The 23680-nt window shown below is 69.1% G+C and carries 13 protein-coding genes and 1 pseudogene; 11 read left to right on the forward strand and 3 right to left on the reverse strand.

Annotation, left to right across the window (positions count from 1 at the left end):
- From JOF42_RS05140 to JOF42_RS05155, 4 genes and pseudogenes are all read left to right on the forward strand, one after another.
- Positions 1-720: pseudogene (locus JOF42_RS05140) on the forward strand (LytR/AlgR family response regulator transcription factor).
- Positions 717-1109 carry a heavy metal transporter gene (locus JOF42_RS05145; RefSeq protein ID WP_210096878.1) on the forward strand — a complete coding sequence of 131 codons (393 nt, stop codon included), beginning with the start codon at positions 717-719 and terminating at the stop codon, positions 1107-1109. Before JOF42_RS05140 ends, JOF42_RS05145 begins: the two are co-directional and overlap by 4 nt.
- On the forward strand, positions 1106-2563 hold the full coding sequence (locus JOF42_RS05150; RefSeq protein WP_210096879.1) for a sodium/solute symporter: 1458 nt from the start codon (positions 1106-1108) through the stop codon (positions 2561-2563). The genes JOF42_RS05145 and JOF42_RS05150 overlap by 4 nt, the downstream gene beginning before the upstream one ends.
- Positions 2564-2807: 244 nt before the next feature.
- Positions 2808-5768, forward strand: coding sequence for a S8 family serine peptidase (locus tag JOF42_RS05155; RefSeq protein WP_210096880.1), 2961 nt, complete (start codon positions 2808-2810; stop codon positions 5766-5768).
- An 87-nt stretch (positions 5769-5855) separates the two neighbouring features.
- On the opposite strand, the gene JOF42_RS05160 is transcribed toward JOF42_RS05155, so the two are convergent.
- Both JOF42_RS05160 and JOF42_RS05165 read right to left on the reverse strand, forming a co-directional pair.
- Positions 5856-6773: a pirin family protein gene (locus JOF42_RS05160; protein ID WP_210096881.1), complete on the reverse strand. Its 918-nt coding sequence runs from the start codon at positions 6771-6773 to the stop codon at positions 5856-5858.
- Positions 6773-7090, reverse strand: coding sequence for a GNAT family N-acetyltransferase (locus JOF42_RS05165; RefSeq protein WP_210096882.1), 318 nt, complete (start codon positions 7088-7090; stop codon positions 6773-6775). Before JOF42_RS05165 ends, JOF42_RS05160 begins: the two co-directional genes overlap by 1 nt.
- Positions 7091-7182: 92 nt before the next feature.
- Here JOF42_RS05165 and recQ point away from each other — a divergent pair, with 92 nt between their 5' ends.
- Complete coding sequence (gene recQ / locus JOF42_RS05170; RefSeq protein WP_210096883.1) at positions 7183-9213, forward strand: DNA helicase RecQ; 2031 nt, start codon at positions 7183-7185, stop codon at positions 9211-9213.
- Between the two features lie 13 nt (positions 9214-9226).
- Here the strand turns inward: recQ and JOF42_RS05175 are convergent, their stop codons facing one another.
- The gene (locus JOF42_RS05175; RefSeq protein WP_210096884.1) at positions 9227-10507 is read right to left on the reverse strand and encodes a TetR/AcrR family transcriptional regulator; all 1281 of its coding nucleotides are present in this window, start codon (positions 10505-10507) and stop codon (positions 9227-9229) included.
- A 139-nt stretch (positions 10508-10646) separates the two neighbouring features.
- Between JOF42_RS05175 and JOF42_RS05180 the strand changes: the two genes are divergently transcribed.
- The 6 genes from JOF42_RS05180 to JOF42_RS05205 all read left to right on the forward strand — a co-directional run bounded on the left by JOF42_RS05180 (position 10647) and on the right by JOF42_RS05205 (position 23639).
- On the forward strand, positions 10647-11945 hold the full coding sequence (locus JOF42_RS05180) for an MFS transporter (RefSeq protein WP_210096885.1): 1299 nt from the start codon (positions 10647-10649) through the stop codon (positions 11943-11945).
- A gap of 2 nt (positions 11946-11947) precedes the next feature.
- Entirely contained in the window at positions 11948-13702 is a 1755-nt protein-coding gene (locus tag JOF42_RS05185; RefSeq protein ID WP_210096886.1) for a glycoside hydrolase family 3 protein, read from the forward strand.
- Between the two features lie 432 nt (positions 13703-14134).
- On the forward strand, positions 14135-19282 hold the full coding sequence (locus tag JOF42_RS05190; RefSeq protein ID WP_210096887.1) for a choice-of-anchor G family protein: 5148 nt from the start codon (positions 14135-14137) through the stop codon (positions 19280-19282).
- A 76-nt stretch (positions 19283-19358) separates the two neighbouring features.
- Positions 19359-20174, forward strand: coding sequence for a DUF5819 family protein (locus tag JOF42_RS05195; protein WP_210096888.1), 816 nt, complete (start codon positions 19359-19361; stop codon positions 20172-20174).
- The gene (locus JOF42_RS05200) at positions 20171-21418 is read left to right on the forward strand and encodes an HTTM domain-containing protein (RefSeq protein ID WP_210096889.1); all 1248 of its coding nucleotides are present in this window, start codon (positions 20171-20173) and stop codon (positions 21416-21418) included. The genes JOF42_RS05195 and JOF42_RS05200 overlap by 4 nt, the downstream gene beginning before the upstream one ends.
- A gap of 151 nt (positions 21419-21569) precedes the next feature.
- On the forward strand, positions 21570-23639 hold the full coding sequence (locus JOF42_RS05205) for an acyl-CoA dehydrogenase family protein (protein WP_210096890.1): 2070 nt from the start codon (positions 21570-21572) through the stop codon (positions 23637-23639).
- Positions 23640-23680: the final 41 nt, after the last annotated feature.

The following is a 23680-nucleotide window of genomic DNA, read 5'->3' on the forward strand; positions in this document are numbered from 1 at the left end:
ATGATCGACGTCCTCGTCGCCGACGACGAGCAGCCCGCGCTCGATGAGCTCGTGCATCTCCTGCGCACCGACGACCGGATCGGCGAGATCCTCACCGCGCGCACCGGTGCCGACGCACTGCGTCAGCTCTCGGAGCGAGCCGTGCGGATCGCGTTCCTCGACATCCACATGCCGGGGCTGCTCGGCACCGAACTCGCCCGCGCCTTCCTCGCCCTCGCCGATCCGCCGGCCGTCGTGTTCGTGACGGCCGACGAGGCACGCGCCGTCGAGGCGTTCGAGCTCCGCGCCGCCGACTACCTGCTCAAACCGGTCCGCACCGAGCGGCTGCGTCGCGCCGTCGATCGCGTGCTCGAACTCGGCGAGAGCGCGGCATCCGGCGATGACGAGGTGATCCCGGTGACGGTCGGATCCGCCGTCCGCTTCGTGCATCGCAAGAGCGTCGTGTGGGCGCAGGCCCAGGGCGACTACTCGCGCCCGCACACCGACGACGGCACCGGCCATCTGGTGCGCATCCCGATCTCCGAGCTCGAGAGCAGGTGGGCCGATGCCGGGTTCCTGCGCATCCATCGTTCGGTGCTCGTGCGGATATCGGCGGTCACCGAGGCGCGGCTGTCGGGCTCCGATCCCTAGCTCGTGATCGACGGCGTCTCGCTGTCGGTGAGCAGACGTCTCGTGCCGACGGTGCGCGAGGCGCTGGTGCGTGGCGAGGCCGGGCCATGACCGAGACGCCCAAGAAGGCGGAGACGCCCAAGAGGGTGCGGGTCACGGCCGACCTGCCGCCCCGGCGGCCACAGGCTCTCACCCGGGGCATCGCGCTTCCCGGATCCCCCGTCGACGAGGCCGATGCGGTCTACGCGCGTGCTCTCATGCGCAGCCAGCTGCGCCTGGCGCTCGGCACCGTCGCCGGGTTCGTCGTCGTCGTGGTGGTGCTCGCGCTGGCGGTGGCGCTGATTCCCGGAATGGAGAGCGTCACCCTGTGGGGCGTGCCGCTGTCGTGGCTGCTGCAGGCCTTCGCGTTCTATCCGATCATCCTCGTCTTCGCCCTGCTCTACGCGCGCACCGCCGCCCGCAACGAGCGTCGCTATCGCGCACTCAGGGACCGCGAGTGAACGCGGTCGCCAATCTCGTCGGTGTCGCCCTGGTCATTCTGGCGACGCTGCTGATCGGCGTGTACGGGCTCAGGGTCTCGCGCACCACCGGCGACTTCTTCGTGGCCTCGCGCACCGTCCGCCCCGTGTGGAATGCCTCGGCGATCAGCGGCGAGTACCTCTCTGCGGGAACCTTCCTCGGTCTGTCCGGTCTCGTGCTGCTCGACGGCGCTCGGGGCTTCTGGTTCCCCATCGGCTACGCGGCGGGCTACCTGCTCGTGCTGGTGTTCGTCGCCGCCCCTCTGCGTCGAAGCGGCGCGTACACGATCCCCGACTTCATCGAGGCGCGGCTCGAATCGACATCGGCTCGTCGGGTCACGAGTCTGGCCGTGCTGATCATCGGGTGGCTCTACATCGTGCCGCAGCTGCACGGAGCCGGCATCACGCTCGTCGTGGTCGCGGGGCTGCCCGAATGGGTGGGTGCCGTGACGGTCGCCGTGCTGGTGGCCGCGGCCGTGGCGGCCGGCGGGATGCGCGCGATCACCTACGTGCAGGCGTTCCAGTACTGGCTGAAGCTCACCGCTCTTCTCGTGCCGGTCATCTGCATCGCCTTCGCGCTCAGCGGGGGACCGCACGACTTCGATCCCGCTCTCGTCTTCCCGGCAGAAGCCGGGCCCTCCGGGTTCGACGCCTATGAATCGGCATCCCTGCTGCTCGCTCTGCTGCTGGGCACGATGGGACTGCCTCACGTGCTGGTGCGCTTCTACACGAGCCCGACCGGGGTCTCGGCGCGCAGGACCACGGTGATCGTGATCGCCATGGTCAGCGCCTTCTACGCCGTGTCGAGCGCGATGGGTCTGCTGGCACGCATCGAGGCACCGGATCTCGCCGTGCCGGGCATCGCCGACACCGTCGTGCTCCTGCTGCCGTCGCGGGTGTTCCCCGGGGTCTTCGGCGAGCTGCTGACGGCACTCATCGTCGCTGGAGCGTTCGCGGCGTTCCTGGCGACCTCGGCGGGCCTCGTGGTGTCGCTCGCCGGGGTGATCAGTCAGGACGTGTTCTCCGGTTCCGTGCGCTCGTTCCGGGTGTCGGCCGTCCTGTGCGCCCTGGTGCCCCTCGCGGTCGCGCTCATGACGGCGCCGGCCGGACTCGTGTCGAGCGTGGGAGTGGTCTTCGTGGTCGCGGCATCCACACTCTCCCCGGTGGTGCTGCTGGGCGTCTGGTGGCGAGGCCTCACCGCACGCGGTGCGGTGGCCGGCATGGCCGCAGGCGGACTCGCCGCGGGGCTGGCGCTGCTGATCCACGCGGCGATCGGAGGAGTCGGCGTCGCCGCTCCCTATCTCGCGCAGCCGGCAGCCTGGACCATCCCGCTCGCGGCCGCGGTCACCGTGATCGTGTCGCTGCTCGATCCGCGGGGACCCTCGCCGCGCACCTCGCGGTTCCTCGCACGCGTGCACTCCCCGGAACGACTCTGAGACAGGTCGGCGCACGCCGGGTCGACCAATGGCGACTGCGCTGGTCGTTCGTCTAGGAATCTCCCCCGACCCTGGTGTGTAGACGGAAGGCGGGCGTAGCTTGAGCGGCGGTGCGGCAACGCAGTCGCACGGAGATCATCGGGAGAAGCACATGGGTCGAACACCCCTCCGGATGGCAGCGGCCACAACCCTGGCCACGCTGTTCATCGCATCGACGGCAACCGCAGGCTATGCAGCAGAGGGGGTGACACACCCCACACCGGTCGAAGGCACGCCTGGACACTACATCGTCGTGCTGAAGTCCGACCCGCTCGCCAGCTACACCGGCGAAGTCAAGGGTCTGAAGGCGACGAAGCCGGCCGAGGGCGAGCAGCTCGAGACGCAGTCGAAGGATTCGCAGCGCTACGTCCAGCATCTCGAGACCGAGCAGCAGACGGTCGCAGAGGAGGCGGGCGTCACCCCGGAGACCACGTACCAGGTCGTCCTCAACGGGTTCAGTGCCGAACTCTCGGGCGCACAGGTCGACAAGCTCCGTGCCTCGAAGGACGTCTACGGCGTCTATCCCGACTTCATCCGCCACCCCGACGCGCAGACGTCCACCAGCTTCCTCGGACTCGGCGACGACAAGAAGGGCCGCGGCGGCGTCTGGCAGCAGACCGGCGGCGTCGACAAGGCCGGCGAGGGTGTCGTGGTGGGTGTCATCGACACCGGCATCGCACCCGAGCATCCCTCGTTCGAGGGCAAGAAGCTCAAGAAGCAGAAGAAGAGCGACAAGCGCCACAAGGGCACCCAGCCCTACACCGACGGCAGCTACGTGTACTTCGACAAGTCCGACGGCGGCCAGTTCCGCGGCGCGATGGTCGAAGGGCAGGAGTGGGACAAGAGCGACTACTCGACCAAGCTGATCGGCGCCCAGTACTTCTCCTCCGGCGCCGCGGCTGCCGGTTTCGACTTCCAGTACGACTACCTCTCGCCGCGTGACGGCGACGGCCACGGCTCGCACACCGCGAGCACCGCGGCGGGCAACTTCGGCGTGAAGGCGTCGATCGAGAACGTCGACTTCGGCAAGGTCTCGGGCGTCGCGCCCGGCGCCAAGGTCGCGGCCTACAAGGCCTGCTACGTCGGACCCGACGAGACCGTCACCACCGACGACATCTGCGCGGGCAGCGACCTGATCGCCGCGATCGACCAGGCCGTCGCCGACGGCGTCGACGTGATCAACTACTCGATCGGCGGCGGAGCGGCGTCGACCGTCCTCGCCCCCGAGGACATCGCGTTCTTCAACGCGGCCGCCGCAGGCGTCTTCGTGGCGGCCAGCGCCGGCAACGACGGACCCGACCCGGTCACCGCCGACCACGCCTCTCCGTGGTACACCACGGTCGCGGCATCCACGATCCCGACCTGGGAGGGAACCGTGCAGTTCCCGGGCTTCGCCCAGGCCGGAGCATCGGTGAGCGTGCCGTTCGGCACGACCGTCACCGGGCCCTCGATCTACGCGGGTGACGCACCGGCCGCGGGCAAGGCGGCCGCCGACGCGGCGCTGTGCCTGCCCGGCAGCATCGACCCGGCGAAGGTCACCGGCCACATCGTGGTCTGCGACCGCGGCGGCAACGCCCGCGCCGAGAAGTCCCAGGTCGTGAAGGATGCCGGCGGCAAGGGGGTCGTCCTCGTGAACGTCCCCGGAGGCGCCGACTCGCTCGACAACGACTTCCACGCCGTGCCGACGGTGCATCTCGCGTCGGCGTACCGCGCCGCCGTGCTCGCGTACGTCCAGGGCGGCACCGATCGTCCGATCACGCTCGTCGGCAAGAACACGACCGGTGTGGTGACTCCCGTGCCCCAGATCGCCGGATTCTCGAGCCGCGGGCCGATGCTCGCCGACGGCAGCGACATCATGAAGCCCGACATCGCGGCTCCGGGTGTGGCGATCCTCGCCGCGACGAACAACGCCCCGGGTGAGAAGCCGACGTTCGGCATCCTGTCGGGCACGTCGATGGCATCACCGCACATCGCCGGCCTCGCTGCTCTCTACCTCGGCGAGCGCCCGAAGGCGAAGCCCGCCGAGATCAAGTCGGCGATGATGACCACGGCCTACGACACGGTGAACGCCGACGGATCGAAGAACAAGGACCCGTTCCAGCAGGGCGCGGGTCAGGTCGACCCGAAGCGCTACTTCAACCCGGGTCTGCTCTACCTGAACGACGTGCCCGATTGGGCGGCGTTCCTCGAGGGCAAGGGGCTCGCGGAGTTCGACGGCGTCGAGCCGATCGACGGCAGCGACCTCAACGTCGCATCGTTCTCGATCGGATCGCTGGCCAGCGCGCAGACGGTCACCCGCACGGTCACCGCGACCGAGAAGGGCACGTTCACGGCATCCGTCGATCTGCCCGGCGTCAAGGTGACGGTGAAGCCGTCGACGCTGAAGTTCACCAAGGCGGGTCAGAAGGCGACCTACACGGTCACGTTCGACAACCAGAGCGCGCCGGTCGAGCAGTGGGCGACCGGCTCGCTCACCTGGTCGAACAAGAAGCAGACGGTGCGCTCGCCGATCGCGGTGTTCCCGGTCACGGCGGATGCTCCCGCCGAGGTCGAGGGCACGGGTGTCGACGGCTCGACCACGGTCGAGATCACGCCCGGTGTCGACGGCCAGCTCGCTCTCGGCCTGTCGGGTCTGACGCCGTTCACGCTGCTGGACGACCCCGACGGTCGCGTCACCGGTCACTCGGGTGACGAGGCCTCGGGCGACGAGAACAAGGACGTGTCGTGGATCGTCGACGTGCCCGAGGGCACGACGCTCTCGCGGTTCGACCTCGATTCGTCGGACGACACCGGAAGCGACCTCGACCTCACGGTCTACCGGGTCGTGAGCCCCGACGACCTGCGCTACTACGAGCGCTGGCAGTCGGCGACGGGCTCGGCCGACGAGCAGGTCACGTTGCCTGCTCCGACGGCGGGCACCTACCTGGTGGTCGCGAACGTCTATGCCACGTCTGCTCCGATGACGTGGGACATGACCTACGCCAACGTGCAGCCCGAGGGCGAGGGTGCGCTCACCGCGAACCCGAACCCGATCGACGCGGTGCGAGGCCAGGCGACGAGCTACGACCTCAGCTGGACCGGCCTCACCGCCGGCACCCGCTACCTCGGACTCGTGCAGTACGGCGAGTCGCAGGTGCGCACGATCATCACGGTCGACGCAGAGTAGGGATCAGGGGCGGCGCCCCGTGCTCTTCGGAGCGCGGGGCGCCGCTCTGTCCGCGGGTGCGGGTGCGGATGCGGAGACGGGTGCGGGTCAGATCCGGCGGCCGCGTGGCATCAGGCGCACGTCGGGCAGCGGTGGCGCGGGGATGCGCACGTCGTGCCCCTCGACGACACCGAAGCGAGCGGATGCCGCCTCCCACTCCGTGCGCGCCTCGGCGATCTCATCGTGGGTGCGGCCGGCGAAGTTCCACCACATGACGATCTCGTCGTCGAACGGCTCGCCGCCGATCAGGAAGAGCAGGGCGCCCTGGGCGCTGGTCACCTCGACGGCATCCCTCGAATCGCCCAGGTAGAGCATGTCGTTCTGCGTCATCTCGTGCGTCGAGACGGATGCGTCCCCCTCGACGAGCATGATCGCGTGCTCCCAGTCCGTGCGCAGCGGCAGTCGCACGCGGGTTCCGGCGGGGATGACGATCTCGGCGCCGACGATCGGGGTGTGCACGGTCGCGGGCGAGACGGTGCCGGCGAACTCGCCGAGCACGACGGTGGCGGTGGCATCCGCCCCCTCGTCGGCCGCGAGCGTCACGGCGGGAAGGTCGGTGTGACGCTCGAAACCTCCGGCTCCCTGTCGGGCGCCCTCGGGGAGCGCGACCCAGAACTGCAGGGCGTCGAGCGGGATCGGGTCGTCGCCGATCGAGTACTCGGAGTGCGAGATGCCGTTGCCCGCCGTCATCAGGTTCAGCTGGCCGCGTCGCAGGTCGGCGTCGCTGCCGAGCGAGTCGCGGTGGCGGATCTCGCCGACGAGCGGCCAGGTGACCGTCTGCAGCCCGATGTGCGGGTGCGGTTCGACGCGCATCCGGGTGTCCGCCGGCCCGAACCGGTCGAGGAAGCACCAGGCTCCGATCGTCGGGAGGTTGCGATGCGGCAGCACGCGCAGGACGTTCATGCCGCGCACGCCGCCGAGTGGAACCTCGCGCGGTTCGAGCAGGATGCGTCGTTCCCCGATCATCACGCCTCCGTCGGCGCGGTGCCCGGGCGCTTCGGCCAGCGGATCTCCGCCCCGGGGATCTCGTGGGTCGTGAGGTACTTGGCGATGTACGGGCAGAGCGGCACGATCGCCTCGCCCGATGTCACGGCGTCCGTCAGCGCGCGTTCGGCGAGGATGCCCGCCAGACCCTGACCTTGGAAGGCGGGGTCGAGCTCGGTGTGGATGAAGCGGATCGAGCCCGGGCGCAGGTCGAACTCCGCGAAGCCGGCGAGCGTTCCGTCGGTGCGGATCTCGTAGCGGGACTCGTCGTCGTTGCGGGTGACGGTGATGTCGGTCATCGGAGGCTCCTTCGGGCGTCTGCGTCCAACCTACGCCCGCGAGAAGTGTGGAAGGTCCGGCCGGCGTCGGCGGGGGTCGTTACGCTGGAGGGATGCCGCAGACTCCCCGTGACCCGTACGAGGATCTGCCGTACGCAGACGAGCCCTGGGACGGCGCCGAGTGGGAGCCCTCCGAACCGCCGGAGCCCCTGGACTGGGTGCCGCAGGGTGAGGGATACGAGCCGCCTCTCGACTGGGGCCCTGGCCCGGTCACGCCGGTGACGTCGTCGCGGCCTCCGTCCGCTCCCGCGGTGCGGCGCGCTGCCCCCAGCCGGTACCCGAGCGCGGGTGAGGCGCTGCACACGGTCTTCGGCTACGACGAGTTCCGCGGCGACCAGGCAGCGATCGTCGAGCACGTGATCGGCGGCGGCGATGCCGTCGTGCTCATGCCGACCGGTGGCGGCAAGAGTGTCACGTACCAGGTGCCCGCGCTCGTGCGCGAGGGCACGGGGCTCGTGATCAGCCCGTTGATCGCTCTCATGCACGACCAGGTCGACGCACTGCGGGCCAACGGCGTGAGCGCGGCGTACCTCAACTCCACGCAGTCGATCGACGAGCGGCGTGAAGTCGAGCGTGCGTATGTCGCCGGCGAGCTCGATCTCATCTACGTCGCACCCGAGCGACTCTCGTCGCCGCAGACGACGGCACTGCTGCAGCGGGGCACCCTCAGCGTCATCGCGATCGACGAGGCGCACTGCGTGTCGCAGTGGGGCCACGACTTCCGTCCCGACTACCTCGCTCTGGGCGACCTCGGCGAGCGGTTCCCCGGTGTGCCGCGCATGGCGCTCACGGCGACCGCCACCCGGGCGACGCACAAGGAGCTCACCGAGCGGCTGCGCCTCGACGACGCGAAGCACTACGTCGCGAGCTTCGACCGCCCGAACATCCAGTACCGCATCGTGCCGAAGGTCGACCCGCGCAAGCAGCTGGTCGCGTTCATCCGCGCGCAGCCCGAGGGCTCGGTGGGCATCGTCTACGCGCTCAGCCGCAAATCCGTCGAGCAGACGGCGACCTATCTCGCGGCGCAGGGGTTCGATGCCCTGCCGTACCACGCGGGTCTCCCCGCCGAGGTGCGTGCGAAGAACCAGTCGCGCTTCCTGCGAGAAGACGGTGTCGTGATGGTCGCGACGATCGCCTTCGGCATGGGCATCGACAAGCCCGACGTGCGCTTCGTCGCCCACATCGACCTCCCGAAGTCGGTCGAGGGGTACTACCAGGAGACGGGTCGTGCGGGTCGTGACGGCGAGCCGTCGATCGCGTGGATGGCCTACGGTCTGGGCGACGTGGTGCAGCAGCGCCGCATGATCGACCAGAGCCCCGGTGACCGCACCTTCAAGATGCGCATGGGACAGCATCTCGACGCGATGCTCGCGCTGTGCGAGACGGTCGAATGCCGCAGGCAGAACCTCCTCGGCTACTTCGGTCAGGACTCCCAGCCCTGCGGGAACTGCGACACCTGCCTCGAGACGACGGAGACCTTCGACGGACTCGTCCCAGCGCAGAAGCTGCTCTCGACGATCGTTCGTCTCAAGCGCGAGCGCAACCAGTCGTTCGGCGCCGGGCATCTGATCGACATCCTCCGCGGCGCGTCGACCGAGCGCATCCGCCAGCAGGGCCACGAGAAGATCGCGACCTACGGCATCGGCGCCGACCTCTCGGATCAGGACTGGCGCAGCGTCGTGCGTCAGCTGCTCGCGCGCGGGATCATCGTGGCGCAGGGCGACTACGGCACGCTCGCCCCGGGCGAGCAGTCGGCCGGAGTGCTCAAGGGCGAGACGCCCGTGCCGCTGCGAAAAGACACGATCGGTCGACCGGCTTCCAGTCCGCGGGCACGCAAGGCGAGCGCGGCGGATGCTCTGGATGCGGCCGACCGCGGTCTGTTCGAGGCGCTCCGCGCGTGGCGCGCCGAGACCGCTCGCGAGGAGGGGAAGCCGGCATACATGGTCTTCGGAGACGCGACGCTGCGCGCGCTCGCCGAGCATCGTCCGGCCTCACTCGCCGACCTCGACGGCATCACCGGAATCGGCGCCAAGAAGCGTGACGGCTACGGCGAGGGCGTGCTGGCGGTCATCGCCGCATCCTGATCCCGGGCGTCGCTCATGCTCGGGGGAGCACGTCATCGATGTGCGCGCGCAGGTGCGCCGCGACGTCGACGGCATCGCGGTCGTAGAGCCACTGGTACTGCAGCCCGTCCCACAGAGCGAGAAGCCAGACGGCCTCGTGCTCGGGATCGCGGTGATCGGGAAGGTCCCCGTCGACCTGCGCGAGCCGGAACAGCTCCGCGAAATGGTCGATCACCTTTCGGAACCGCTCGGTGAAGTACTCGTGGGCGGGATGGCCTGCGGGCACGGCCTCGCACGAGAGCACCGCGTAGACCTCGATCAGCCCCGGTTCGTCGAGGGCATTCACGAGGGCGCCCTGGTGGATGGCGCGGAGCACGTCGGCGGCCCGCTCCTCCCCGTGAGCATTCGTGCGCTCCTGGATCGACCGGTCGCGCTCCGAGAGCACGGCACTGAGCAGCAGCTCCTTCGAGGCATAGTGGTGCAGCAGCGTCGACTTCGACACCCCGACGGCCTCAGCGATGTCGCGCAGGCTCGTGTCGCCGTACCCGGCGCGAGAGAAGAGTCGCATCGCGTCGGCGAGGATCTGCGCTCGCCGCCGCCGTCCGACGGCATAACCGGGATCGCTCTCCGGGGTTCCGTCAACGGTCGTGCCGTCGAGTGCGGGCAGCGGGCCCGCGGACTCCGGGGCAGGAGCGGGCTGGTCGGGATCGCGCCAGCCGAACGGCATCGCCCAGAGCGACTCGCGCTCTTCGAGCATGTCCACGACGTCGACGCGGTCGGGGAGGTACTGCGAGATCAGCTGGAGACCGTCCCAGCCGGCCATGTGGCGGGTCGTCTCCGCCGACACGTCGCGGTCGGAGTCGACGGAACCGTGCAGCGCCGCATCCTCGAGGACCTCGGAGCTCAGCGACCGCAGGCGTGCGTACCGTGCCTGCATCCGCTCGTGTGCGGGATGCTCGAGGGCTGAGGCCTCGCCGGTGAGCGCGGCGAAGAGTTCGAGGTAGCCCGGTGTGCGGGCGTTGCGGCGCGCGACGTCTGCGAAGATCAGCCCGCCGGGCTCCGATGCCGCGGCGATCAGGTCGAAGTCCTTCTCGTTGTCGGCTTCGAAGCCCGCGACGACCTCGGCGAGAAGGTCGTCCTTCGACGCGAAGTGGCCGAGGAGGCCGGGGTGGCTGACCGAGGCCGCCCCCGCGATGTCGCGCAGAGACGTCGACCGGTAGCCGTTCGAGATGAAGAGCTCGCGGGCAGCATCCACGATGCGCTGACGGGTCTCGGCCGCGCGCGCCTGACGGGAGCCTGTCGCCACTGTCGTCATCGCAGCCCCCTTCCGTCCCATTCTCTCTCATTACCAATCGGTAGACATTCACTTACCAAACGGTCGAGATTCGTGTATCGTCATCTCTCGACGCCGAGTCGCGGAGGACCGGCGCACCCTTTGCCCGAAAGGACCCCCCATGACAGAGCTGTCATCGGCCGCCACCGCGGCGGCCGTCGGAACCACCGGCTTCAAAGCCCCCGGCACCACACCTCTCAAGACCCCGCGCGGCTACACGCCCGGACTCGCCGCCGTGAACTTCGGCGTCTACCTGGCCCTGCTCACACCGGTGATGGTGTCGATGGCGTTCAAGATCCAGCGCCTCGACCCGGTGAACACCGAGGGCAGCCTCGGCCTCGTCATGGGTGTCGGCGCCGCCTTCGCGCTGATCGCGAACCCGCTGGTCGGCCGCCTCTCCGACCGCACCACCTCCAAGTGGGGCATGCGTCGCCCCTGGATCCTCGGCGGTGCGATCGTCGGACTCGGCGGTTTCGCCATCATCGGCGCCGCGACCTCGGTGCTCGTGGTGCTGCTGGCATGGTGCCTCGTGCAGGCGGCCATGAATGCCGTGCTCGCCGCCGCCAACGCGACGCTGCCCGACCAGGTGCCCGTCTCCAGCCGAGGCAAGGTCTCGGGGATCATCGGCATCACCACGCCCATCGGCATCCTCGCCGGAAGCTTCATCGTGAACTTCCTCCCCGGTGACTTCGAGCGCTTCGTGGTGCCCGGTGCGATCGCCCTGATCCTCGTCGTGGTGTTCGTGCTGACGCTCAAGGACCGCCGCCTCACCGAGAAGCCTGCGACCCCCTTCACGATCGGCACGTTCTTCGGCTCGTTCGTCTTCAATCCCCGCAAGCACCCCGACTTCGGCTGGACCTGGCTGACCAAGTTCTTCGTGATGTTCGGCTACGCCGGCATCGCCACCTTCCTTCCGCTCTACCTCGTCAACAAGTTCGCGCTCGACGAGCAGGCGGCGGTGGGCACGATCCTGATCGCGAACCTCGCCTCGATGGCGGCGATGGCCATCTCCGCGCCTCTCGGCGGATTCCTCTCCGACAAGATCGGCAAGCGCCGTCCGTTCGTCGCGATCGCGGGCGTCATCATGGTGGTCGGCCTGGTGATCCTGGCCATCGCTCCCAGCATCGAGATCGTCATCGTCGCGCAGACGATCATCGGACTCGGAGCCGGCTCGTTCCTGTCTGTCGACCTCGCCCTGGCCACCGAGGTGCTCCCCAATCCCGACGACGTGGCGAAGGACCTCGGCGTGCTCAACATCGCCAACGCCCTTCCGCAGTCGATCGCTCCCGCGATCGCGCCGAGCATCATCGCCCTGGGAGCCGCCACCCCGCTCGGCGGATACACCACCTGGTACCTGTTCGGTGCGCTCGTCGCACTCGCCGGCGCCGTCCTCGTCTACCGCATCAAGGGAGTCAAGTGACCATGACAGACGTGACCACCGCCCGACCGTGGCTCGACACGAGCCTGCCCGTCGACGACCGTGTGCAGCTTCTCCTCGACGAGATGAGCATCGAGGAGAAGGCAGGACTGTTCTTCCACACGATGATCGCGATCGGCGACCTCGACGAGGCGAACCCGGTCTTCGCGACCCCGAGCGCGCGTGAGTTCGTGCACGTCAAGAACATGACGCACTTCAACCTGCTGGGTGCGGCGCCGACCGGACGCGAGATCGCCGCGTGGCAGAACGCCTTGCAGCGTCTCGCCGCAGACACCCGGCTCGGCATCCCGGTGACGCTGTCGACCGATCCGCGTCACTCGTTCAGCGAGAACCCGGGCGCATCGATCCTCGCCGGTCCCTTCTCCCAGTGGCCCGAGACGCTGGGGCTCGCCGCCACGCGCGACCCCGAGCTGGTCGAGCGTTTCGCGGATATCGCGCGTCAGGAATATACGGCCGTCGGCCTGCGCGTCGCGCTGCACCCGCAGGTCGATCTGGCCACCGAATCACGCTGGGCGCGTCAGACCGCGACCTTCGGGGAGGATGCCGAGCTGTCGGGCATTCTCGGAGCGGCATATATCCGTGGGTTCCAGGGCGAGGCCTTCGGCCCGGGGTCGGTCTCGACCATGACGAAGCACTTCCCCGGGGGTGGCCCGCAGAAGGACGGTGAAGATCCGCACTTCCCGTATGGCCGCGAGCAGGTGTACCCGGGTGGGCAGTTCGAGCTGCACCTCAAGCCCTTCGAGGATGCTCTCGCTGCAGGCACTCGGCAGATGATGCCGTACTACGGCATGCCCGTCGGGACCGAGTACGAAGAGGTCGGATTCGGCTTCAACAGGTCCGTCATCACCGGGCTGCTTCGTGAGCGCTACGGCTTCGACGGCCTGGTGTGCACCGACTGGGGGCTGATCAACGACGCCGAGATCTTCGGACAGCCCTTCCCCGCCAGGGCGTGGGGCGTCGAGGATCTGACGCCGCGCGAGAGGATGCTGAAGGTGCTGGATGCGGGCGCCGACCAGTTCGGCGGCGAGGACTGCCCCGAACTGCTGCTCGAGCTTGTCGCGGACGGCTCCGTGTCGGAGGAGCGGCTCGACGTCTCCGCCCGCCGCATCCTCCGCGAGAAGTTCGAACTCGGGCTCTTCGAGAATCCGTTCGTCGACGAGGATGCCGCGGATGAGGTCGTCGGGCGCGCGGAGTTCCGTGCCGCCGGCGAGGCGGCTCAGCGTGCATCCGTCACCGTGCTGACGAACGACGGATCGCTGCCGTTCTCGGTGGGGCTCAAGCTCTACGTGGAGGGCATCGACGCCGACGCGGCAGCGGCCTACGGCACCGTGGTCGCGACTCCGGCCGAGGCCGACCTCGCGGTCATCCGGCTGCAGGCGCCGTTCGAGCAGCGCGAGACCATGTTCGAGAACTTCTTCCACGCGGGCCCGCTCGACTTCGCAGACGACGTGATCGCCCACGTGAGCGAGGTGGCGAGTGCGGTGCCGACCGTGGTCGACGTGCTGGCCGATCGTCCGCCGATCCTCCAGCCGATCACGGATGTGGCTGCGGCCGTCACGGTCAACTGGGGCGTGTCGGCGGCTGCCCTGCTCGATGTCCTCAGCGGCGTCGCGAGCGCGCAGGGCAAGCTGCCGTTCGACCTTCCGCGGTCGATGGCGGCAGTGGAGGCGTCCCGCCCCGATGTCCCATTCGACACGGCCGACCCGCTCTTCCGGTTCGGTCACGGGCTCACGCTCTAGCAACCAGGCAACGCTCCGAAACGCCCCGCAGGCATCGACCTGCGGGGCGTTTTCGCGTCTTGTAGGAGGCCGTTTCGGGGAGTGCGTCCGCGGGCTCCGGTGGTGCCTCACCCGCGACTCGTCCGGACTCAGATTCGTCCGGCGGAACCACCCCGCAGCGCATACCTGTGGGGTGGTTGAGTTCTGGCGTGACGAAATGTCTCAGATGGTGACGATTCCTGGAAGATCTCTGGACGCCCGCTGGACTTAACATTCGAAATCCCGCAATACTGTCTGGACATGCGCTCGGTCGACAAGTGTTGACGCCTGGGGAGGGCCTTGTGACGCGGAACATCTGCATCACGGGAGAGGCGAATGGAAATCACGAGGGGGAAGACTCTGCGGCGACGCAGAGCCATCGGAGGGGGCATCGCCGGCGCAACAGCCGGAGCGGTGATTCTCGCAAGTGTGCTGGTGCCGACGGCGGCCCACGCGCTGGACGCGGCGGAGCCGACCGATCCGTCGGTCGCGCAGGGCCAGATCATCCAGCTGCCCGCCGCTCTGCTCGGCGGTCTGGACATCGCGGCACTCGGCCACACGATCACCAGCAATCCGGCAGCACCGGGTTCTGAGCTCGGCGGCCTGGATGTGGACCTGCTCGAGGCTCTCAGCATCGACGTCGGCACGCTGAACATCCCGTTGCTCACCGATGGCACGACGCCCGGTCTGCTGCAGCTCGGCGACCTGGGCGCCACGCAGAGCTTCAGCTCTTCGCCGTCGCAGACCGAATCGGTCGCCTCCTCGGGCACGATCACCTCGGGTGGTGCGATCGACACGGGTGCGATCGACGGCAGCACGAACCCCGCGACCCTCGAGCTGACCGATCTCTTCGATCAGCTCGCCGTCGCCGGCCTCACGGATGCCGTGCTCGACGAGGCGTCGGTCGGTATCGGGGCTCTTGCCTCACGGGCCACCTCCGTCACGGGAACGACCGCGTCCGAGTATCGCGTCGCGGATCTGAACCTCGACCTCCACAGCAACCTGGTCGCAGGACTCGCGACCACGCTGGGGTCGGCGATCCAGGGCACGGTGACCCCCGTGAGCAACCTCGCGGGCCCGGGCGGAGCGCTCACCGGCCTCGCCACGACACTGGTGAACACGATCAATGCGATTCCCGACGTGCCGCTCATCGCGGCCTTCGAGGCGACCGGTGGGACGGTCGCGATCGACGGCATCGACACGGTCGGCGACACGGTCGTCACCGAACTGCTCGAGGAGCCGGTCGAGAACACCACGGGCTCGGTCCTCGTCGACCTGAACGATGGGACGATCTCGGTCGACCTCGCGAAGATCCTCGTCGAGACGGGCGCAGGAGCAGACCTCAACTCGCTCCCGGCGAACACGCCGGTGCTGTCCGCGACCACGATCGCGGCCATTCAGCAGGGCATCACCTCGGCGCTGACCGGGACGCACCCGAACAGCCTGAACGGCAAGGTCGCGACGATCCTCGATTCCACGCTGGACTCGCTCGGCGTCACGATCACGGTCGGGGTGGATCTCACCAACCCGCTCACGGGCATCGACCTCCTCTCGGGCGACGTCACGGTGGCAGGAACCCTCGCGCAGTTCGCGGGGACACAGACCCCGGCGCCGACCGTCACCACCGACATCGCACTGGCAGGGCTCAACATCGGCGTGCTGCTCAACCCGGTGGTGAGTGCCGTCACGACGGCCGTCGCCACGACGACCGGGCCACTGGTGAACACCGCGCTGAACAGTGTCATCCCGCTCGTGCAGCCGGCACTCGCCGCGCTGACGGGACCCGTGCTCTCGACCCTCGACCCTGTGCTGCAGGGTGTGCTGTCGGGTGTGGCGACCATCACGATCAATGAGCAGTCCGCGCCGGGCGACATTCCCGGTGACAGCTTCACCGTGCGTGCACTCGGCATCGACCTGCTGCCTGCCGTGGGCGGCGGGGTCTCGCTCGACCTCGGGTCTTCGACTGTCAAGGCGGCCGCTGCGGCCGTCGCTGCGATCGATGCGGCAGCCACCGTGCAGGCGGGCACCAGTCTTCCCGTGACCGGCTCCGGCTGGCCGGCGAACACCGACGTCACCGTGCAGGTGACGACCGCCGGTGGCGGAATCGTCAACGACCCGGTGCCGGTGACGACGGATGCCTCGGGTAACTTCACCCTCGCGTATTCGATCCCGAGAGCCACGGTGCCCGGCACCGGCTACATCGTGACCGCGACGGACGGCACGAGCGACGCGGAGGACACGACCGAGGTCACCGCTGCCGCGGCGATCGACGCGGCACCCGCCGTGCAAGCGGGCACCGACCTCGGCGTCTCCGGAACCAATTGGCCCGCGAACACCGAGGTCTCGGTGCAGCTCACGGCGCCCGGCGGCGGCGCGAACATCGGGGGACCCGAGCCCGTGACGACCGACGGTTCGGGTTCGTTCACGCTCGACTACCCGGTGCCGGCCGGAACCCCCGCCGCGACCGGCTACACGGTCACGGCGAGCGTCGGCACGCAGACGGCGACCGATACGACCGAGGTGACGGATGCTCCGGTCGCGGCGATCGATGCCGCGGCGACGGTGCAGGCGGGCACGAACCTCGCGGTCTCCGGATCGAACTGGCCGGCGAACACCGAGGTCTCGGTGCAGCTGACCGCTCCCGGTGGCGGTGCGGACGTCGGTGGTCCTGAGACGGCGACGACGGATGCATCGGGTGGGTTCACACTGAGCTATCCGGTTCCGGCATCAGCGGTTCCCGGCACGGCGTACACCGTCGCGGCGACAGCAGGAGCGGTCACCGCGATCGACACGACCGAGGTGACCGCCGCGGCTGCGGTGGAGGCAGCGGCAACCGTGCAGGCGGGCACCAGCCTTCCGCTCACGGGCACGGGATGGCCGGCGAATACCGATGTGTCGGTGCAGCTGACGGCTCCGGGCGGTGGCGCGAACGTCGGTGGTCCGGAGACGGTGACGACGGATGCATCGGGTGGATTCACGCTCGACTACCCGGTTCCCGCATCCGCGACTCCCGGCACCGGTTACACGGTGACGGCGAACGTGGGTACGCAGACCGCGACCGACACGACCGAGGTGACCGCCGCGGCTGCGGTGGACGCCGCAGCGACCGTGCAGGCGGGCACCAGCCTCCCTGTCACGGGCACGGGATGGCCGGCGAACACCGATGTGTCGGTGCAGCTGACGGCCCCCGGCGGTGGCGCGAACGTCGGCGGTCCGGAGACGGTCACGACGGACGCATCGGGCGGCTTCACGCTGCAGTACCCGGTGCCCGCATCCGCGACTCCCGGCACCGGTTACACGGTGACGGCGAACGTGGGCACGCAGACCGCGACCGACACGACCGCGGTCACCGCCGCGGCGACGATCGACGCAGACGCGACCGTCGAGGCGGGCACCGACCTCGCCGTCGCGGGCACCAACTGGCCCGCAGACACCGAGATCACGGTGCAGCTGACCGCGCCGGATGGCGCGAACGTCGGCGCCGCACAGACGGTGACGACGGGTCCGCTCGGCGGATTCACGCTCGACTACCCGGTGCCGGCCGGCACCCCCGCGGGCACCGGCTACACGGTCACGGCGAGTGTGGGCACGCAGACGGCGACCGACACGACCGAGGTCACGGCGGCTCCCGTCGTCGTGGATGCGGCCGCGTCCGTCCCGGCGGGCACCAACCTGGCCGTCACCGGTACGGGATGGCCGGTGAACGCCTCGGTGTCGCTGCAGCTCACCGCCCCTGGCGGTGGCGCGGACGTCGGTGGTCCGGTGACCGCGACGACCGACGAGTTCGGCGCGTTCACGGAGAACTATCCGGTTCCGGCTGACGCAGTGCCCGGCACGGGTTATACGCTCACGGCCACCTCCGGTGCGTTCAGCGACACGGACACCACCGAGGTGACCGCGGGCGACCCGGGCGATGTCAACACGAACGCGGCGGCTTCGGCATCCGCGTCGGCTGACGCGACCGCAGACGGAGACCCGTCGGCGCAGGCGGCAGCAGAAGCAGCGGCGTTCTCCGATGCGACGGCGATCGCTTCGGCGGCTGCGGACGCGAGTGCGGAGTCGGCGGCCGAGGCTGCGGCGCTCACGGCGGCATCGACGGATGCGTCGACCACCTCCACCTCGACAGCCAATGCCTCCGCGGCGGTGGCTGCTCAGGCGGCGGCGCAGGCGGATGCCTCGGACGACGTGAACGCGGATGCCTCGACGGCGGCGGACTCGAACTCGGCGGCATCGTCGGAGTCGGCGGCGACGGCGGACTCGTCGACGAACGCCTCCTCCGAGGCCTCGGCCAACACGAACGCGGCGGCTTCGGCATCCGCATCGGCGAATGCCGACGCCTCGACCGATGCAGTCGCTGAAGCGGCGGCTCAGGCCTCCGCCTTCGCGGACGCCACGGCTGAGGGCTCGGCTGCGGCCGACCCGGCGGCAGAGGCTGCGGCGGAATCGGCGGCGACGGCGACATCGTCGACGGCCGCGACCGCAGATGCCACCTCCGAGGCGAACGCCGGTGCGGCGATCGCAGCTCAGGCGGCCGCTCTGGCTGACGCGACGACCGACACCGCGGCTGAGGCCTCGGCGACGTCGGACGCCAGCACGAGCGCCTCGTCGAACGCGAGCGCGGCGGCCATCGCCAACGCGTCGACCGATGCCTCGTCGGATGCGGTCGCCACGGCGGACGCCTCTGCGGCGGCGGATCCGTCGGCCGAGGTCAACACCAACGCCTCGGCGTCGGCTGCGGCATCGGCTCAGGCTGATGATGACAGCAACGCCTCGGTGGAGGCGGCGGCAGTCGCAGCGGCACTCGCCGACGCGACCAGCACCGCCTCGGCGGCGGCGGATGTGACGGCGGATGCAGCGGCCTCGGCCGCCGCGACGGACGACGCGTCCACGGATGCCTCGACGACGGCCACCACGGATGCCAATGCCTCTGCGGCGGCGGCGGCCCAGGCGGCGGCGCAGACCGATGCGACCTCGACGAGCGTGGCTGACGCGTCGGCTTCGGCCGATGCCGACCCGAACGCGTCGGCGGCCGCGGCGGCCAACGCGTCATCGTCTGCCACGGCATCCGCGTCGGCAGCTGCTGATGCATCGGCAGAGGCCGCGGCGGAAGCATCCGCGTCGGCGACGGCTGAGGCCTCGGCATCCGCGGATGCAGCGGCCGATCCGACCGGAGACATCGCGATCACGATCAAGGTCCCGGTTCTCGAGCGCGGTGCGAAGCAGACCGCTGTCGGCACCGGATTCGAGCCCGGCGAGGAGGTCACCGGTGTGATGACCTCGGCGCCGATCGCACTCGGATCCCAGGTCGCCGACGACGAGGGCACGGTCACCTTCACCTGGACGGTCCCGTCCGACACCGACCTCGGAACCCACACCGTGACCCTGACCGGAGCGAGCTCCGGCAGTGTGGCGGCCACGTTCCAGGTCGTGGCCTCGGGTCTCGCCACCACCGGTGGTGAAGTCCAGGGCGGATGGATCGCTCTGGCGGCCCTGCTGCTGATGCTCGGACTGGGGGCGACGCGGATCGCACGATCCCGCCGTCCGATGGTCCAGGCGGAGTAGAACGCAGTGCACGAACGCTGAGAGGTCGGAGCCGTCGCTGAGGCGGCTCCGACCTTCAGCGGTGAGAAGGATGTGAATGAGCACGATGACTGACACCTCACCGGAAGAGCAGGCGGCTTCGGCTTCCGTCGCCCAGGCACGACCCCGACCGACCTGGTGGGTGAAGCTCATCGCCTTCGCGGCGTGCCTGCTGACCCTGTGGCATGTGGGCGCGTCGTTCCTCTGGATCGCGCCGTACTCGGCGCTGCGCGAGATCCCCACGCAGGAGGTCCTCGCCGGATACATGCTGCCGATGTTCGGTCAGTCCTGGAGCGTCTTCGCGCCCGAGCCGATCAACGGCGACTACCACTTCAATGTCCGCGCCGTCATCGAGAAGGACGGCGAGGAGGTCGAGACAGGCTGGGTGAGTGCCACCGACGTCGAGCTCTCGACGATCCGCTACAACCTGATGCCCCCTCGCGCCGGCATCCAGTCCAGCGAGGTCGCCAGCGGTCAGATGAACGCGTTCAACAAGCTGAACGCGGATCAGAAGGCCGTCGTCGGGCTCGACTTCGACGAGGGCGAGTGGGAGGAGTGGATGGTCCGCTCGTTCGACGAGCTCGAGGGAGACAACCCGTCGACCGAGGCCTACATGGCCGAGGAGCACCTCTCGACGGCGTACGCCACCCAGGTCGCCTACGCGATCTGGGGTGCTGACGCCGTCATCAAGGTGCAGTACCGCGTGAGCAGGCAGAACGTGGTTCCCTACGCGGATCGCAACGACCCGGGCGCGCAGCGCCCCGACCCGACGTTCTCGACGACGGGCTGGCGTCTGCCCATAGAAGAGGAAGGCCAGAGCCGCGAGAACTTCGCGAACACCTTCCGCGCACAGTTCGAGAGGATCCAGCCGTGAGCGCGCCGATCAAGACCGCGGCGCCCCGGGCGAACGCACCGAAGAAGGATGCCGCGAACAAGGACGCACCGAAGAAGGAGGCGCTGAAGGAGGATCCGCAGACGCGGCCCACGAAGACGGCTCCCGCCCCGGCATCAGCTCCCTCCGCTCCTCTTCCGCCGTCGGCTCCGGCCGGAGCGCCGCCCCGCTCGTTCGTCACGCGTCTGCTGAGCTTCGCGTCGTCGATGATCGCGGGCCTCTGGTCGATGGTGCTCTCGGCCATCGACCGCATCTCGGCATTCGTCGGCGATTGGCTCTTCCACGGCAAGAAGGCTCTCTACGGGCTCGCGGTCACGCGCATCCTGTTCGGTGTCACGGCGATCGGCCTGCTCGCGGCGAACTTCGGCACACGTCTCTACACGTTCGGCTCCGGGTCGGCGTGGAACGGCGAGATGGCCGAACCCGTCAGCGAGTTCCCGAAGATCTGGATCTTCAGTGCCTTCCACGCCGCGATGGGCAACGACGTCCTCTATACGGCGCTCTACCTGTTCCTGGGTGTGCTCGCGGTGCTGTTCGTCCTGGGGTGGCGCTTCCGCATCGTGCTGCCGGTCTTCTTCTGCCTGTGGGTCGGCTTCGTCGAGGCCAACGACATGGTGGGCGATCAGGGCGACAACATGTTCCGCATCGCGCTGCTGCTGCTGTTCTTCGCCGATCCCGCAGCGCGCTGGTCGCTCGACGCACGGCGCCGCGCGAAGCGGGGGGAGTGGTTCGCCGCGGACAGTCAGCCGGCGCTGCTGGGCACGGTCTTCCACAACCTGGCGCTCGTGGCGCTCACCGCACAGGTCTGCTTCGTGTACGCCTCCGGTGCGCTCTACAAGGCAGGGGGCGCCCCGTGGGAAGAGGGATACGCGGTCTACAACCCCCTGCAGACGGCGCGGTTCGGCACCTGGCCCGTGCTGAGCGACCTCGTCACGACGTGGGGTCCGATGGTCGTCGCGGCGACGTGGGGATCGATCATCCTGCAGGTGGCTTTCCCGCTCATGCTGCTCACGCGTCCGACGCGGCTGATCGGTCTGATCGGCATCCTCTCCTTCCACATCGGCATCGGCGTGCTCATGGGGCTGCCCTGGTTCTCGCTCACGATGATCGCGATCGACTCGATCTTCATTCGCGACCGCACCTGGGCGCGGCTGAGTGCAGGAACCAGGCGGCGGTGGGAGCAGACGAAGGCGTCGCCTCCGCCCGGTGCGACCGTCGAGGCCTGACGGGCCTCGCGTCGTGTCGACTGTGGTCTGACGACAACGCGGCGGGGCGGCGTGCCCGCTCGGTGTTGGAGGATGGCCACAGGGCAGTTCGCTCCTGGTTGTGGCAGACCTACCATGGAAGCATCTTTACTTGCCTCTGAGAGGAATGCTCATGGTCGACGCCGCCGTCCGTCCGAAGACGACTCGCCCCCACACCGACAGCGCTGACGCGAACCTGACGTTCGACGTCGCCCGGGTCACCGATCTGCTGATGGGCACCTGGGCAGACACCCGCCGCGAGGCGCGCGAGATGATCAAGGATTCGGCGTTCTGGCGCAAGGACGAACTGGGCAAGGACGAGCACCGCGAGCGTGTGCTCAGCCAGCTGCATCTGCTCGTCGAGAACAAGGCCGTGCACCGCGCGTTCCCGAAGTCGCTGGGCGGCGAGGAGAACAACGGCGGCAACATCGCGGGCTTCGAGGAGCTCGTCGTCGCCGACCCGAGCCTGCAGATCAAGTCGGGCGTCCAGTGGGGACTGTTCGGCTCCGCGATCCTGCAGCTCGGCACGACGGAGCACCATGAGAAGTGGCTCCCCGGCGTGATGGATCTGTCGATCCCCGGCGCGTTCGCGATGACCGAGATCGGGCACGGATCCGACGTCGCCGCCGTCGGCACGACCGCGACCTACGACCCCGAGACCGAGGAGTTCGTGATCAACACGCCGTTCCGCGGCGCCACGAAGGAGTACCTCGGCAACGCGGCCCTGCACGGGATCGCGGCGACCGTGTTCGCGCAGCTCATCACGAACGGCGTCAACCACGGCGTGCACTGCTTCTACGTGCCGCTGCGCGGAGAGGACGGCGTCGACCTGCCGGGCATCGGCCGGGAAGACGACGGACTCAAGGGCGGCCTCAACGGCATCGACAACGGGCGCCTGAGCTTCGACCACATCCGCGTCCCCCGCACGAACCTGCTGAACAAGTACGGCGACGTCGCGGCAGACGGCACGTACTCGAGCGCGATCGACAGCCCCGGTCGTCGCTTCTTCACGATGCTCGGCACGCTGGTGCAGGGGCGGGTCTCGCTCGACGGCGCGGCCTGCTGGGCATCCGCTCTCGGGCTGAAGATCGCGATCACCTACGCCACCCAGCGCCGTCAGTTCGACGGAGCGGACGGGCAGGAGGTCGTGCTTCTCGATTACGGCAAGCACCAGCGCCGCCTGTTCCCGCGTCTCGCGACGACGTACGCGCAGATCTTCGCGCACGACGAATTCCTGCAGAAGTTCGACGGAGTGTTCTCGGGTCGCACCGACACCCCTGCCGACCGCGAAGACCTCGAGACCCTGGCCGCGGCGCTCAAGCCGCTGTCGACCTGGCATGCGCTCGACACGCTGCAGGAGGCACGCGAGGCCTGCGGCGGGGCGGGCTTCATGTTCGAGAACCGCCTCGTCGGACTCCGTGCCGACCTCGACATCTACGTCACCTTCGAAGGTGACAACAACGTGCTCCTCCAGCTCGTCGGCAAGCGTCTGCTCACCGACTACGCCAAGCAGTTCACGGGCAAGGATGCGGCGGCGCTGGCCAAGTTCGCCGTCGGGATGACCGCGGGCAAGGTATTCCACGGTGCGGGTCTCCGTCAGTTCGGGCAGTCTGTCGTCGACCTGGGGCAGGTCGCTCGTTCGGTCGAGAACGGTCTGCGCGAGGAGCAGCAGCACCAGCTGCTCGCCGAGCGCGTGCAGCAGATGGTCGCCGACGTCGCAGGTCGCCTGCGTCCTGCGGGCAAGGACAAGGTGCTCGGTGCGCGGCTGTTCAACGAGAACCAGGCCGAACTGATCGAGGCTGCGCGGGCGCACGGCGAGCTGCTGCAGTGGGAGGCGTTCACCGACGCCGTCCACCGTGTCGACGACGCCGACACCAAGAAGGTGCTCACGTGGCTGCGCGACCTCTTCGGCCTGCAGCTCATCGAGAAGCATCTCGCGTGGCACCTCATCAACGGGCGCCTCTCGACGCAGCGGGCCGCTGCGGTGTCTCGGTACATCGACCGGCTGTGCACGCGGCTCCGCCCGTACGCGCTCGACCTGGTCGACGCCTTCGGCTACGAGCCGGAGCACGTGCGCGCACCGATCGCGTCGGGTGCGGAACGCGAGCGTCAGGACGAGGCCCGCGACTACTACGCAGCGCTCGCGGCATCCGGAGACGCTCCGGTGCTCGAGAAGGTGCTGAAGAAGAACGCCAAGCGCTGACGAGGAGTTCGAGCCTCCTGTGGAGCCGGCCGGGATCGTGA

It is taken from the genome of Microbacterium phyllosphaerae (assembly GCF_017876435.1).
Lineage (GTDB): Bacteria > Actinomycetota > Actinomycetes > Actinomycetales > Microbacteriaceae > Microbacterium > Microbacterium phyllosphaerae.

Excerpts from the sequence above, each read along its gene's own strand:
- JOF42_RS05195 (WP_210096888.1), top strand. The coding sequence starts at position 19,359 with ATGAGCACGATGACTGACACCTCACCGGAAGAGCAGGCGGCTTCGGCT.
- recQ (WP_210096883.1), top strand. The coding sequence starts at position 7,183 with ATGCCGCAGACTCCCCGTGACCCGTACGAGGATCTGCCGTACGCAGAC.
- JOF42_RS05205 (WP_210096890.1), top strand. The coding sequence starts at position 21,570 with ATGGTCGACGCCGCCGTCCGTCCGAAGACGACTCGCCCCCACACCGAC.
- JOF42_RS05175 (WP_210096884.1), bottom strand. The coding sequence starts at position 10,507 with ATGACGACAGTGGCGACAGGCTCCCGTCAGGCGCGCGCGGCCGAGACC.
- JOF42_RS05145 (WP_210096878.1), top strand. The coding sequence starts at position 717 with ATGACCGAGACGCCCAAGAAGGCGGAGACGCCCAAGAGGGTGCGGGTC.
- JOF42_RS05160 (WP_210096881.1), bottom strand. The coding sequence starts at position 6,773 with ATGATCGGGGAACGACGCATCCTGCTCGAACCGCGCGAGGTTCCACTC.
- JOF42_RS05180 (WP_210096885.1), top strand. The coding sequence starts at position 10,647 with ATGACAGAGCTGTCATCGGCCGCCACCGCGGCGGCCGTCGGAACCACC.
- JOF42_RS05185 (WP_210096886.1), top strand. The coding sequence starts at position 11,948 with ATGACAGACGTGACCACCGCCCGACCGTGGCTCGACACGAGCCTGCCC.
- JOF42_RS05165 (WP_210096882.1), bottom strand. The coding sequence starts at position 7,090 with ATGACCGACATCACCGTCACCCGCAACGACGACGAGTCCCGCTACGAG.